The organism is Leisingera sp. ANG1 (assembly GCF_000203975.2).
Lineage (GTDB): Bacteria > Pseudomonadota > Alphaproteobacteria > Rhodobacterales > Rhodobacteraceae > Leisingera.
In genome coordinates, this window is sequence record NZ_AFCF02000015.1 from 1 (window position 1) to 13,798 (window position 13,798).

The 13,798-nt window shown below is 63.3% G+C and carries 10 protein-coding genes and 1 tRNA gene; 8 read left to right on the plus strand and 3 right to left on the minus strand.

What is annotated here, in order from left to right; genetic code table 11:
• Positions 1-1,103: COG4223 family protein (locus GC1_RS22640; RefSeq protein WP_019297515.1), on the plus strand; the 1,103-nt coding region annotated here is incomplete at its 5' end.
• Positions 1,104-1,113: 10 nt separating this feature from the next.
• Positions 1,114-2,589 (plus strand): heme biosynthesis protein HemY, encoded by a 1,476-nt coding sequence (locus GC1_RS20610; RefSeq protein ID WP_019297516.1) that lies wholly within the window; start codon positions 1,114-1,116, stop codon positions 2,587-2,589.
• A gap of 139 nt (positions 2,590-2,728) precedes the next feature.
• Here the strand turns inward: GC1_RS20610 and GC1_RS20615 are convergent.
• A tRNA-Leu gene (locus tag GC1_RS20615) sits at positions 2,729-2,815 on the minus strand.
• A 98-nt stretch (positions 2,816-2,913) separates the two neighbouring features.
• On the minus strand, positions 2,914-3,324 hold the full coding sequence (locus GC1_RS20620; protein ID WP_019297517.1) for a globin domain-containing protein: 411 nt from the start codon (positions 3,322-3,324) through the stop codon (positions 2,914-2,916).
• Positions 3,325-3,572: 248 nt separating this feature from the next.
• Here GC1_RS20620 and GC1_RS20625 point away from each other — a divergent pair, with 248 nt between their 5' ends.
• Positions 3,573-4,562 (plus strand): complex I NDUFA9 subunit family protein, encoded by a 990-nt coding sequence (locus GC1_RS20625; RefSeq protein WP_029204950.1) that lies wholly within the window; start codon positions 3,573-3,575, stop codon positions 4,560-4,562.
• Positions 4,563-4,623: 61 nt separating this feature from the next.
• On the opposite strand, the gene GC1_RS20630 is transcribed toward GC1_RS20625, so the two are convergent.
• Positions 4,624-5,430 carry an undecaprenyl-diphosphate phosphatase gene (locus tag GC1_RS20630; protein WP_019297519.1) on the minus strand — a complete coding sequence of 269 codons (807 nt, stop codon included), beginning with the start codon at positions 5,428-5,430 and terminating at the stop codon, positions 4,624-4,626.
• Positions 5,431-5,672: 242 nt separating this feature from the next.
• On the opposite strand from GC1_RS20630, the gene GC1_RS20635 reads away from it, so the two are divergent.
• From GC1_RS20635 to fzlA, 5 genes are all read left to right on the plus strand, one after another.
• A complete protein-coding gene (locus GC1_RS20635) occupies positions 5,673-7,112 on the plus strand; it encodes an NAD(P)-dependent oxidoreductase (protein WP_019297520.1) in 1,440 nt (479 codons plus the stop codon).
• 110 nt (positions 7,113-7,222) lie between these two features.
• Positions 7,223-7,657 carry a GFA family protein gene (locus tag GC1_RS20640; protein WP_036762486.1) on the plus strand — a complete coding sequence of 145 codons (435 nt, stop codon included), beginning with the start codon at positions 7,223-7,225 and terminating at the stop codon, positions 7,655-7,657.
• Positions 7,654-12,186 carry a glutamate synthase large subunit gene (gltB, locus tag GC1_RS20645; RefSeq protein ID WP_019297522.1) on the plus strand — a complete coding sequence of 1,511 codons (4,533 nt, stop codon included), beginning with the start codon at positions 7,654-7,656 and terminating at the stop codon, positions 12,184-12,186. The genes GC1_RS20640 and gltB overlap by 4 nt, the downstream gene beginning before the upstream one ends.
• A 99-nt stretch (positions 12,187-12,285) precedes the next feature.
• On the plus strand, positions 12,286-13,023 hold the full coding sequence (gene mtgA / locus GC1_RS20650; protein WP_019297523.1) for a monofunctional biosynthetic peptidoglycan transglycosylase: 738 nt from the start codon (positions 12,286-12,288) through the stop codon (positions 13,021-13,023).
• A 66-nt stretch (positions 13,024-13,089) separates the two neighbouring features.
• Positions 13,090-13,755: an FtsZ-binding protein FzlA gene (gene fzlA / locus GC1_RS20655; protein ID WP_019297524.1), complete on the plus strand. Its 666-nt coding sequence runs from the start codon at positions 13,090-13,092 to the stop codon at positions 13,753-13,755.
• The last annotated feature ends 43 nt before the right edge of the window (positions 13,756-13,798 follow it).

Consider the following 13,798-nt stretch of genomic DNA (forward strand, 5'->3'; position numbering starts at 1 on the left):
CCGAGACCGAGACCGAGACCGGGATTTCGTCTTTCGGCCAGGATACAGCTGCGGAGCGGGAAGAAGCTTCGGTTGAGCCGCTTGCCGCGGCTGAGGCGCCCCGCGAAATCGAACGGGTGGTGGAAAAACGCGGCGGCTTCGGCTCTGCGGTTCTGGGCGGCGCCGTGGCCGCGGTAATCGGCTTTGTGGCCGGCCAGGGCGGCTGGCTCGACAGCGTGCTGCCTGCCTCTATGCGCGGCGGTGTTGATCTGACCGCGCTTGAGACCGGCCAGGCAGAGCTGGAAACAGCCCTTGCCGCTTTGAAACAGCAGGTGGAAGCCAATCAGGCGCCCGACCTTGCGCCGCTTGCGTCCCGCATTGATGCCCTGACCGCTGAAATTGAGCCGCTGAAGAGCGCGCCGGCACCGGATGCGGCTTTGCGGGCGGATCTGGACGCACTGGCCGCCCGCGTGTCCGCATTGGAAACCCGGCCGCCGGAGGGCGCCTCGCCCGAGGCTGTGGCCGCATTTGAAACCGAGCTGGGCAAGCTGCAGGATAGCCTTGCCGCGCAGCGCGCTGAAGTCGAACAGATGCTGGCCGAAGCCCAGGCAATGGATGCCGCCAGTGCCGAGGCCGCACGGATTGCCAGCGCCCAGACCCAGCTTGCACAACTGCGCTCAGCCTTGGACAGCGGCAACAGCTATGCCGCTAACGTGCAGGAGCTTTCGAACCTTGGCGTGGACGTGCCCGCGGCACTGTCCGGCCCGGCTGACAGCGGTGTTGCCACCTTTTCCGCCCTGCGCGACAGCTTTGCCCCGGCGGCGCGCGACGCGCTGGCCGCAGCCCGCGAAGAAACCAAGGGCAGCGGCGGCCTGCTGGACTATGTGAACCGGCATCTTGGCGCGCGCTCGGTCACCCCGCAGGAGGGCGATGGCCCGGACGCGGTGCTGTCCCGTGCCGAGGCCGCGGTGGCAGCCGGCAAGCTGCCGGACGCGTTGAATGAATTGTCCGTATTGCCCGAAACGGCCCGTGCCGCCCTGTCCAGCTGGGAAGCCGCGGCAAATGCGCGGGTGGCTGCTGTGACGGCAGCTGCTGAACTGGCCCAAAGCCTGCAAGCCAAATAAGGAAGCCGCCATGCTCTGGTCGTTGTTGAAGATCCTCGTATTTGTCGCAATTGTCGCGCTTCTGGCCTTTGGGGGCCGCCTGCTGATGGAAACTGCCGGCGGAATGCAAATCACCGTCGCCGGCACCGAATACACGCTGAGCGCACTGCAATCGGTCATCGCGCTGGGCGTGCTGGTTGTGGGTGTCTGGCTGTTCCTCAAGCTGCTGTCGCTGCTGGTCGCCACCCTGCATTTCCTGAATGGCGATGAAACTGCCCTGTCGCGCTATTGGGACAAGGGCCGCGAGCGTAAGGGCTATCAGGCGCTGTCCGACGGGCTGATGGCTCTGGCTTCTGGCGAAGGGCGGCTGGCGCTGGCCAAGGCGGCGCGGGCCGAGAAATACCTGCAAAAGCCGGAACTGACCGATCTGCTGGTGGCGCAGGCGGCAGAGATGAGCGGCGACACCCACAAGGCCGCCGAGGCCTACAAGCGCCTGCTGTCCAACCAGCCGACCCGGTTTGTCGGGGTGCGCGGCATCATGAAACAGAAGCTCTCGGAAGGCGACACCGACACTGCCCGCCAGCTGGCCGAAAAGGCGCTGGCGCTGCGGCCCAAGCATGAGGAGGTGCAGGACACGCTGCTGCGCCTGCAGGCGCAAGCCGAGGATTGGGCGGGTGCGCGCAAGACTCTGTCAACCAAGCTCAAGACCGGCACCCTGCCGCGCGATGTGTACAAACGCCGCGATGCCGTGCTGGCGCTGTCGGCCTCCAAGGGGGTTCTGGACGAAGGCGCAACGGTCGAGCAGCAGGAGCAGGCGATCGAAGCAAACCGCCTGTCGCCGGATCTGGTCCCGGCTGCCGCCATGGCCGCCCGCGCCTATATCGCCAAGGGCAAGAAACGCCCGGCTGTGCGGCTCTTGAAGAAAGCCTGGGAAAACCAGCCGCATCCGGATCTGGCTCATGCCTTTGCCGAAATCGAGCCGGAGGAAACCCCTGCTGAGCGCGTCAAACGGTTTGACCAGCTGGCGCGTATCAAGCCGCTGAATGATGAGGCCCGGCTGGTGATGGCGGAGCTGAACATCGTGGCAGAGGATTTCCCCGAAGCCCGCCGCTGGCTGAATGACCTGGCCAAACGGGCGCCGGATGCCCGCGCGCTGACGCTGATGGCTGCGATTGAGCGCGGCGAAGGCGCCAGCGACAAGGTGGTGCAGGGATGGCTGGCCAAGGCGCTGACCGCACCGCGCGGGCCGCAATGGGTCTGCGACAGCTGCAACCACATCCACGCGGAATGGGCACCGGTCTGCGAGCATTGCTCCAGCTTTGACACCTTGTCCTGGAAGCGCCCGGAGACGCCGGAGGTTGCCAGCGTTGCGGCCGCCCACATGCTGCCGCTGATCACCGGCGCGCTGGAGGACAAGAGCGCGGAACCGGTGGAGGATGCTGAGATCGTGGATGCCGCGGAAGAATCCGGCGGCGATGTGCAGGACACGGTCAAAGAAGTGAACTGAGACCGGCTGCAGATCAGCAGAAGGCTGTTTGAGAACGGCAGGCGAGCCCTGCCGTTTTTCTTTTCGGGTAGCTGAACCGGCACGCTGCCCGCAGGCACAACTGTCCTGCGCTGGCAGTGTTCAATTGTATTTCGGGGAATGGTGCCCAGGAGAGGACTCGAACCTCCACGTCCATACGGACACTAGCACCTGAAGCTAGCGCGTCTACCAATTCCGCCACCTGGGCAGGTGTCGTGGAACCGGCGTATAAGCGGAGTCGCAGGCAGCGTCAAACGGAAAACAAGCCGAACAGCAAGGCGGGAAAAAAATTCAGCCGGCCGGTTCTTAGACCCGCGTCATAAAGTTCATTTTTACGGCCACATCGGTCAGGAAACCGGTCCATGCCTGCTGCGTTTCGCGGTTCCAGTCCGGGCCAAGCGTGTCCGACAGGGCGCCGGTGAAACTGTTGATGAAGCCATCGAAATGGTCATCCGACACCTCCAGCTTGCGATGCTTTTCGCCCTGCAGCTTCAGGATCGCATCCAGCCGTTCGGAATCGTCCAATGCTTCTGCAATATGGGTCAGTGATGCCAGCAGCTTTTCCTCCTGCTGGGCCAGATCCTCTGGAAACAGACCGCGTATGTCCGGGCAGGCGGAAAAGAATTTGGCATAGAAAGCCGGAACAAATGCGTCGAGATCCATCTTCTCGTTTTCGATGCTTTTGCGGATCAGGTCCTTGTTGTCTTCGTCCGTCATTCTGATTGGCCTCCTGAACAACTGCCTGCACCAGTAACAACCGCAGAAACATGTGATTTTGCTGCAGCATTTTCCTTCTAGCTGGCAGGACTGAAGGCCGGGTTAACCAATTCGCTGCAATTGCAGCGAAGGACCGGTGTTTCCCGCGTTTTCAGCCGTCACAGTGACCGTATTCCCACGTTTTGCGCCTTGTTCGGCGTCTCTTGCGGCGCTACAGCATAGGGGCAGCTAAGTTCAGGAGCCAAATGATGTCCAAACTGGTCACGATCTATGGCGGATCCGGTTTCGTGGGCCGCTACATCGCACGGCGCATGGCCAAGGAAGGCTGGCGCGTGCGGGTCGCCGTGCGCCGTCCCAATGAAGCCATGCATGTGAAGCCCTACGGTGTTCCGGGCCAGGTGGAGCCGGTGTTCTGCAACGTCCGCGACGATATGTCGGTCGCGTCGGTGATGCAGGGGGCGGATGCAGTTGTGAACTGTGTCGGCGTGCTGAACGAGCTGGGCAAGAACACCTTTGGCGCCATCCACGCAGAGGGCGCGGGCCGCATCGCCCGCATCGCGTCTGAGCAGGGCGTTGCCAATCTGGTGCATATCTCGGCGATTGGTGCCGATGCGGATGCCGCCAGCGAATATTCCCGCACCAAGGCCGCTGGTGAAGCTGCGGTGCAGCAGCATTTCCCGGGTGCCGTGATCCTGCGCCCCTCGGTGATCTTCGGGGCCGAGGACGGCTTCTTCAACCGCTTTGCCGGCATGACCCGCCTGTCGCCCTTTCTTCCGATTGCGGCTGGCGGCACCAAATTCCAGCCGGTGTTTGCAGATGACGTGGCCAAAGCTGCAGTCAAGGGCGCGCTGGGCGAAGCAGAAGGCGGCGTCTATGAGCTGGGCGGGCCGGAAGTGAAAACCTTCCGTGCGCTGATGGAGCAGATGCTGGAGGTGATCCACCGCCGCCGTGTCATCATCTCGCTGCCGGGCTTTGCTGCCAAGCTGGTGGCTTTTGGCTTTGACGTGCTGCAGTTCGTCAGCTTCCAGCTGATCGAGAACAAAATGCTGACCCGCGACCAGCTGAAAAGCCTGAAGTCGGACAATGTGGTGTCTGACGGCGCCAAGGGTTTTGCGGATCTGGGCATTGACCCGGTGACGGTTGGCTCCGTGCTGCCAGACTACCTGTGGAAGTTCCGCCCCTCCGGCCAGTATGACGAGATGACAGGCTCTGCCCGCAACCTGCGCAACGGCGCCTGATCTGCAAGGTATTTCAAGGTCTGAGAGCGCGGGGATTTCCCCCGCGCTTTTTCTTTGCGCCTCAGCTGGTGTAGGCGACGGTCAGCAGCACAACACCCAGGATCACCCGGTAGATCACATAAGGTGTGAAGCTGACGGAGCGCAGCAGCCGCATCATCAGGCTGAGCGCGGCCAGCGCCGATAGCATTGCCAAGAGGGCGGCGATCCCGGCATCGCGCAGCAGCGCGGTGTTGGCCTCCAGCGCCACCTCGGTTCCCAGCAGAACGCCGGAGGCGATAATGGTCGGAATCGACATCAGCATGGCAATGCGGGCGCCGTCCTCGCGGGTATATCCCAGCTGCCGCGCACCGGTGATGGTGATGCCGGAGCGCGAGGTGCCGGGGATCAGCGCCAGCATTTGCCACAGCCCCATGATTAGCGCGTCGCGCAGGCCCCAATCACCTGCCTGTTTCACCTCGGCGCCCTTCTGGTCGGCCCAGTAGAGTACCAATCCAAAACCAAGCATGGTCCAGCCGATCACGGTAATGGACCGCAGCGCATCGCTGAGGCCGGTGAAATGCAGCAGGGCGCCGAACAGGACGGTGGGAATGGTGGCCACGATCAGCCCCATGGCCAGCCGCGCGCCGGGTGTGTCCATTCGGCCGGTCAGGGCGCGGGGCAGGCCGATCAGCCCCTCGCGCACATCACCCCAGAAATAGATCATCACAGCCGCCAGTGTGCCGACATGCACGGCGACGTCGATCACTTGGCCCTGGTCCTCCAGCCCGGTGAGGCCGGGCAGCAGAATCAGGTGGCCGGAGGAGGAAACAGGCAGGAATTCGGTGATGCCTTGGATCAATGCAACAAGGATCAGCTGGAAAAGCGGCATGCTGAAATCATTCCTTTAGGGCCGCGGACGGGCCGTAAACTGTCGCGACTCTGTATAAATCCCGGCTCTGGATTGGAAAGTCATTATTAAGGTCCGATGTGGACCTAAAAATTCTGTACATTTCCACGAAACACGATATCAGGAGTAAAGTGCTGACAAAATAGGTCAGTAAAGTTGACATAAAAGCGTATCCGTACCTGCAAGGGTGCCAGCGCAGCCAGACAAACGATGGAGTCCAGCCCGTGGCCAAGCAACCGATGCTGAAATTTGTGCAGATCGAACGCGACATGCCTCAAAAGCGTGACGCGAGTGTACGCAAGGAAGACTTCAATGAGATTTACGCGGAGTACGCTGCTGCCAAGGCTGAGGAGCAGGCCAGCCGCTGCAGCCAGTGCGGTGTGCCCTATTGCCAGAGCCACTGCCCGCTGCACAACAACATCCCCGACTGGCTGCGCCTGACCGCGACCGGCCGCCTGGAAGAGGCTTATGCCACCAGCCAGGCCACCAATACCTTCCCGGAGATCTGCGGCCGCATCTGCCCGCAGGACCGCCTGTGCGAAGGCAACTGCGTGATCGAACAGTCGGGCCACGGCACCGTGACCATCGGCTCGGTTGAGAAATACATCACCGACACCGCCTGGGAAAACGGCTGGGTGAAGCCCGCCGCACCGCTGGCCGAGCGCAGCGAAAGCGTTGGCATCATCGGCGCCGGCCCCGGCGGCCTGGCGGCAGCGGATATGCTGCGCAAGGCCGGTGTGCAGGTCACTGTCTATGACCGCTATGACCGCGCTGGCGGGCTGCTGATGTACGGCATCCCCAGCTTCAAGCTGGAAAAGGATGTGGTCGAGCGCCGCAACAAGCTGCTGGCTGACGGTGGCGTGACCTTTGTGCTGAATTGCAACGTGGGCGAGGACATCTCGTTTGAGGAAATCCGTGGCAAGCATGACGCGGTGATCATCGCCACCGGCGTTTATAAGTCGCGCGATCTGGCAATGCCGGGCAGCGGTTCCGAAGGCATCGTCAAGGCGATCGACTTCCTGTGTGCCTCCAACAAGAAGAGCTTTGGCGATGAAGTTGCTGAGTTCGACAACGGCAGCCTGAATGCCGAAGGCAAGAAGGTTGTGGTGATCGGCGGCGGCGATACCGCGATGGACTGCGTGCGCACCTCGATCCGTCAGGGCGCAACCTCGGTCAAATGCCTCTACCGCCGCGACCGCGCCAACATGCCGGGCTCCCAGCGGGAGACCCAGAACGCCGAGGAAGAAGGCGTGATCTTTGAATGGCTTTCGGCGCCCAAGGGTTTCACCGACGAGGGCGGCAAGGTGTCTGGCGTGATGGTGCAAAAGATGCGCCTGGGCCAGCCGGATGCTTCGGGCCGTCAGGCGCCAGAAGTGATCGAAGGCGCGGACTACGTCGAGGAGGCCGATCTGGTGATCAAAGCCCTGGGCTTTGAGCCGGAAGAGCTGCCCACCCTGTGGAACCAGCCGGAACTGCCGGTGACCCGCTGGGGCACCGTCAAGGCGGCGTTCAAGACCGGCGCCACCGAACTGGACGGCGTCTATGCGGTGGGCGACATCGTGCGTGGTGCCTCGCTGGTGGTCTGGGCGATCAAGGACGGCCGCGACTGCGCCGAAGCGATCCTCGAGAACTTCAACAGCAAGGCCGTGGTGGCGGCGGAATAAGCCGGCACCCCCCCGTACACCGTCTGTGCACCCCCTGTGCACCGGCGGAGCAGCGAGCGAACCGCAGCAAGGTCAGTAATGCTGACCCAGCCAGCAGAAGGAACATGGAAATGAGCGAGTTGAAGGGACAATGCATGTGCGGCGCGGTGACCGTCACCGCCACCCCGGCGCGCGCGTCCGTTTCCGCCTGCCACTGCGAAATGTGCCAGCGCTGGGCCAGCGGCCCGTTCCTGAGCTTTCAGGCGGCCAGCGGCTATGCGGCGCTGGGGCCGGTGCAAACCTATGAGTCCTCCGGCTGGGCCGAGCGGGCGTTCTGCGGCAAATGCGGATCGGCGCTGTGGTACCGGATGACCGCGGGAGAACATAAGGGCCAGACGCAAATGTCGGCTGGCCTGTTTGAAAACGCAGGCGGCAACGAGTTGCGCCTGGAACTTTACATCGACAAGAAGCCAGCGGGCTACGCCTTCGACAGCAGCAGCCGGAAACTGACCGGCGCCGACGTGATCGAGATGTTTGCCCCCTCCGTAGAAGGAACCAGCCAATGACCAAATATGATGCCGATTGGGTGCGCGCCGAGGAAGCCAAGCGCAAGTGGATGGCTGAAAACGGCCTGTATTCCGAGGAAGAAGAGCATTCCTCCTGCGGCGTGGGCCTGGTGGTCTCGGTCGACGGCAAGAAAAGCCGCAAGGTGGTTGAGGCCGGCATCGACGCGCTGAAGGCGATCTGGCACCGCGGCGCGGTGGATGCCGACGGCAAGACCGGCGACGGCGCGGGCATCCATGTGCAGATCCCGGTTCCGTTCTTCTATGACCAGATCCGCCGCACCGGCCACGAGCCGCGTCAGGATGAGCTGATGGCGGTGGGCCAGGTGTTCCTGCCGCGCACCGATTTCGGCGCCCAGGAGCGCTGCCGGACCATCGTCGAGACCGAAGTTCTGCGCATGGGCTATTCCATCTACGGCTGGCGCCATGTGCCGGTCGATGTGACCTGTCTGGGTGAAAAGGCCAATGCGACCCGTCCCGAAATCGAGCAAATCCTGATCTCCAACGCCAAGGGTGTGGATGAGGAAACGTTTGAGCGCGAGCTGTATGTGATCCGCCGCCGGATCGAGAAGGCGGCCAATGCGGCTGCGATCTCGGGCCTCTATATCGCGTCGCTGTCCTGCCGCTCGATCATCTACAAGGGGATGATGCTGGCGGAGCAGGTGGCCGTGTTCTACCCGGACCTGATGGATGAGCGGTTTGAGAGCGCCTTTGCGATCTATCACCAGCGCTATTCCACCAACACCTTCCCGCAGTGGTGGCTGGCGCAGCCGTTCCGGATGCTGGCGCACAACGGCGAGATCAACACGCTGAAGGGCAACCTGAACTGGATGAAGAGCCATGAGATCCGCATGGCGTCGGCGACCTTTGGTGACTATGCCGAGGACATCAAGCCGATCGTGCCGGGTGGTGCGTCTGACTCCGCCGCGCTGGACGGGGTGTTCGAGGTTCTGGTGCGCGCGGGCCGCTCGGCGCCGATGGCAAAGACCATGCTGGTGCCGGAAAGCTGGTCCAAGCAGGCGGTGGAACTGCCGCAGGCCTGGCGCGACATGTATTCCTACTGCAACTCCGTGATGGAGCCCTGGGACGGCCCGGCGGCGCTGGCGATGACCGACGGCCGCTGGGTCTGCGCGGGTCTGGACCGCAACGGCCTGCGCCCGATGCGCTATGTGGTGACCGGTGACGGGCTGGTGATTGCGGGTTCCGAGGCGGGCATGGTGCCGGTTGACGAGGCATCGGTGGTCGAGAAGGGCGCCCTGGGCCCGGGCCAGATGCTGGCCGTGGATATGGACAAGGGCAAACTGTTCCGCGACACCGAGATCAAGGACAAGCTGGCGCGCGCGCTGCCGTTCGGCGATTGGGTCAAGCGGATCAACGATCTGGACGCAACCCTGGCCCAAGTGAGTGAGCAGCCGCTGTTCAGCGGCGAGGAGCTGCGCCGCCGCCAGGTGGCCGCGGGCTACACGATCGAGGAGCTGGAGCAGATCCTGGCGCCGATGGCCGAGGACGGCAAGGAATCGCTGGCTTCGATGGGCGATGACACCCCGTCTGCGGTTCTGTCCAAGATGTACCGGCCGCTGAGCCACTTCTTCCGCCAGAACTTCTCCCAGGTGACCAACCCGCCGATCGACAGCTTGCGGGAATTCCGGGTGATGAGCCTCAAGACGCGCTTCGGCAACCTGAAGAACGTGCTGGACGAGGACAGCTCCCAGACTGAGATCATCGTGCTGGAGAGCCCGTTTGTCGGCAATGCCCAGTGGGACAAGCTGGTGGAGCAGTTCAACGCGCCGCTGGCAGAGATCGACTGTTCCTTTGCGCCGGGCCGCGGCTCGCTGAACGCCGCACTGGCGCGGATCCGGGCCGAGGCCGAGGAAGCCGTGCGTTCCGGCGCCGGCCACATTGTGCTGACCGACCAGCATTCCGGCGCGGACAAGTTGGCGATGCCGATGATCCTGGCGACCTCTGCCGTGCATTCGCATCTGACCCGCAAGGGGCTGCGCACTTTCTGCTCGCTGAATGTGCGGTCCGCGGAATGCATCGACCCGCATTACTTTGCGGTGCTGATCGGCTGCGGCGCCACCGTGGTGAATGCCTATCTGGCTGAGGATTCGCTGGCGGACCGCATTGAGCGCGGGCTGCTGGACGGGTCGCTGACCGACAATGTTGCCCGCTACCGCGAAGCCATCGACCAGGGCCTCTTGAAGATCATGGCCAAGATGGGGATCTCGGTCGTGTCGTCCTACCGCGGCGGTCTGAACTTTGAGGCAGTGGGTCTGTCCCGCGCCATGTGTGCGGAATATTTCCCGGGCATGACCTCGCGCATTTCCGGCATCGGTGTCACTGGCATCCAGACCAAGGCGGAGGAAATCCACGCAAAGGCCTGGAAGGCGCCGGAAGGCATTCTGCCCATCGGCGGTTTCTACAAGGCGCGCAAGTCGGGTGAGACACATGCGTGGGAAGCGACCTCCATGCATATGATGCAGATGGCTTGCAACCGCGCGTCTTATGAGCTGTGGAAGCAGTATTCGGCGAAGATGCAGAGCAATCCGCCGATCCACCTGCGCGACCTCTTGCAGATCAAGCCGCTGGGCAAGGCGGTGCCGATTGAGGAAGTGGAATCGATCACCTCGATCCGCAAACGCTTCGTGACCCCGGGCATGTCCCTGGGTGCGCTGAGCCCGGAGGCGCATAAGACGCTGAACGTGGCGATGAACCGGATCGGCGCCAAATCCGACTCCGGCGAGGGCGGTGAAGATCCGGCACATTTCGTGCCGGAGCCGAACGGCGACAACCCCTCTGCCAAGATCAAGCAGGTGGCGTCGGGCCGCTTTGGCGTGACCGCCGAATACCTCAACCAGTGCGAAGAACTGGAAATTAAGGTGGCCCAGGGCGCCAAGCCCGGTGAGGGCGGCCAGCTGCCGGGGATGAAGGTTACCGACCTGATTGCCCGCCTGCGCCACTCCACCAAGGGCGTAACCCTGATCTCGCCGCCGCCGCACCACGATATCTACTCGATCGAGGATCTGGCGCAGCTGATCTATGACCTGAAGCAGATCAACCCGCGCTGCAAGGTGACGGTCAAGCTGGTGGCATCTTCGGGCGTTGGCACCATCGCGGCCGGCGTGGCCAAGGCGAAGGCCGATATCATCCTGATCTCGGGCCACAACGGCGGCACCGGGGCGTCGCCTGCGACCTCGATCAAATACGCGGGCCTGCCGTGGGAGATGGGCCTGACCGAGGCGCATCAGGTGCTGGCGATGAACAACCTGCGCGACCGGGTTACGCTGCGCACCGACGGCGGCCTGCGCACCGGGCGTGATATCGTAATGGCGGCAATGCTGGGCGCCGAGGAATACGGCATCGGCACCGCGGCGCTGATCGCCATGGGCTGCATCATGGTGCGCCAGTGCCAGTCCAACACCTGCCCGGTGGGGGTCTGCACCCAGGACGAGAGCCTGCGGGCCAAATTTACCGGCAGTGCGGACAAGGTGGTGAACCTGATCACCTTCTACGCCCAGGAAGTGCGCGAAATCCTCGCCTCCATCGGCGCCCGTTCGCTGGACGAGGTGATTGGACGCGCCGACCTGCTGGCGCAGGTGTCGCGCGGTTCTGCGCATCTGGACGACCTGGACCTGAACCCGCTGCTGATCACCGTCGATGGCTCCGCGAATATCGTCTACAACCGCGACAAGGACCGCAACGCAGTGCCGGACACGCTGGATGCGGAGATCGTGCGCGACGCGGCCCGCTTCCTGCAGGACGGCGAGAAGATGCAGCTGTCTTATGCGGTGCAGAACACCCACCGCACCGTGGGCACCCGCACCTCCAGCCACATCGTGCGCAACTTCGGCATGCGGAATTCGTTCCAGCCGGATCACCTGACAGTGAAGCTGCAGGGCTCTGCCGGCCAGGCGCTGGGCGCCTTTGCGGCGCCGGGGCTGAAGCTGGAAGTGTCGGGCGATGCCAACGACTATGTCGGCAAGGGCCTGTCGGGCGGCATCATCGTGGTGCGCCCGCCGCAGGTGAGCCCGCTGGTGGCGAGCGAAAACACCATCATCGGCAACACCGTGCTGTACGGTGCCACCGATGGCTACCTGTTTGCGGCGGGCCGCGCGGGCGAGCGTTTCGCTGTCCGCAACTCCGGCGCCAAGGTGGTGATCGAGGGCTGCGGCTCCAATGGCTGCGAATACATGACCGGCGGCGTTGCGGTGATCCTCGGCTCGATCGGTGCCAACTTCGGCGCGGGCATGACCGGCGGCATGGCCTATCTCTATGATCCGGAAGGCAAGGCTGCGAGCCTGATGAACATGGAATCACTGGTCACCTGCCCGGTCACCGTGGCGCATTGGGAGGCGGAGCTGAAAGGTCTGATTGCCCGTCACCTGGACGAAACAGGAAGCCGCAAGGCTGCAGAAATCCTGCAGCATTGGGAGAGCGAGAAGGCAAACTTCCTGCAGGTCTGCCCGAAGGAGATGCTCGACAAGCTGCCGCATCCTGTGATGCAGGAGCAGGCCGCGGTTCCGGCGGAATAAGCCAAGTTAGAGACGAAAATCAGAACCCCGCAGGCAAATGCTTGCGGGGTTTTCTTTTTGGCGGTTGGTTCCCGGGGGCATGCTGGCCTATAGAGAGTCATGGCGAAGGCAGTGGCAAAGAAAAAGAAATCCAAGAGCAGCAAGAAGGCGGCAAGGCTGAAGGTCCAGCCGCTGCGCTGGCTGCGGCGCTGGGTTTTGCGCGCGGTGCTGGCGGTTTCAGCAGTGTTCCTGCTGCTGATCCTGCTTTATTCCGTGGTGAACCCGCCAATCACCCACACCATCTGGGCTGAACAGCGCCGACTGGGCGAGGTTGACCGTATGTGGGTGCCGCTGGAGGAAATTTCGCCGGTGCTGGCGCGTTCTGTCGTGGCGGCGGAGGATGCGCAGTTCTGCCGCCATTGGGGCTTTGATGCCCGTGCCATTCAGGCCGCGATCGAGGCCGGCGGCAGCCGCGGTGGCTCGACCATCTCGCAGCAGGTTGTGAAGAACGTGTTCCTGTGGCAAGGTCGCAGCTGGCCGCGCAAGGTGCTGGAGACGCTGCTGACGCCGGTGGTTGAGATCTTCTGGAGCAAGCGGCGCATTCTTGAGGTTTACCTGAACGTGGCCGAAATGGATGAGGGCGTGTTCGGCGCCGAAGCGGCAGCGCGCAAGTATTTCGGGGTTGGCCCGGATCAGCTGAGCGCGCGGCAGGCGGCGCTGATTGCCGCGGTGCTGCCCAATCCCAAAGAGCGGTCGGCCCGCAAGCCCTCAAACTTTGTGCAGCGCCGGGCGCGGCAGATCCAGGACGGGGCGGCTACCATTCGCGCAGACGGGCGCGCGGATTGTTTCGAGGATTGAATCTTTCTGCTGCCCAAGGCATTGCTGAAACAACCGTTGTAAGTTTTCTGGAGACCCCCTGTAGCCATGGCGCGCCTGTACCACGTTCCCCTGTCCCCCTATTGCCGCAAGGTGCGGCTGTCGCTGGCAGAGAAGAAGATCGAGGTTGAGCTGGTCGAGGAGCGCTACTGGGAGCAGGATCCGGACTTTCTGCGCCGCAACCCGGCCGCCAAGGTGCCGGTGATCCGGCTGGACGGCCAGATGATGGCCGAAAGCGCGGCGATCTGCGAATACCTGGAGGAAACCCGGCCCGAGCCGCCGCTGATGCCCAAAGATGCCGAGGGCCGCTATGAGGTGCGCCGCCTGGTGAGCTGGTTTGACGACAAGTTCCACCATGAGGTCACGTCAAAGCTGCTGTATGAGCGGGTGAACAAGAAGATCACCGGCGAGGGTTATCCCGACAGCCGCAACGTCAAGGCCGGCGCCAAGGCGATCAAGTACCACCTGGATTACATGGCCTGGCTGCTGGACCACCGGCGCTGGCTGGCCGGGGATATGATGACGCTGGCGGATTTCGCCGCGGCGGCACATTTGTCGTCGCTGGACTACATCTCGGATGTGGACTGGAACCGCTCGGCGGTGGTCAAGGACTGGTACGCCAAGATCAAGTCGCGGCCTGCGTTCCGGTCGATCCTGGCGGATCAGGTGCCGGGGTTCCGGCCGCCGCCGCATTACACCGATCTGGATTTCTGATATCAACCGGTTGAGGGGCGCTGCCCCCGCGGCCCTGATGGGC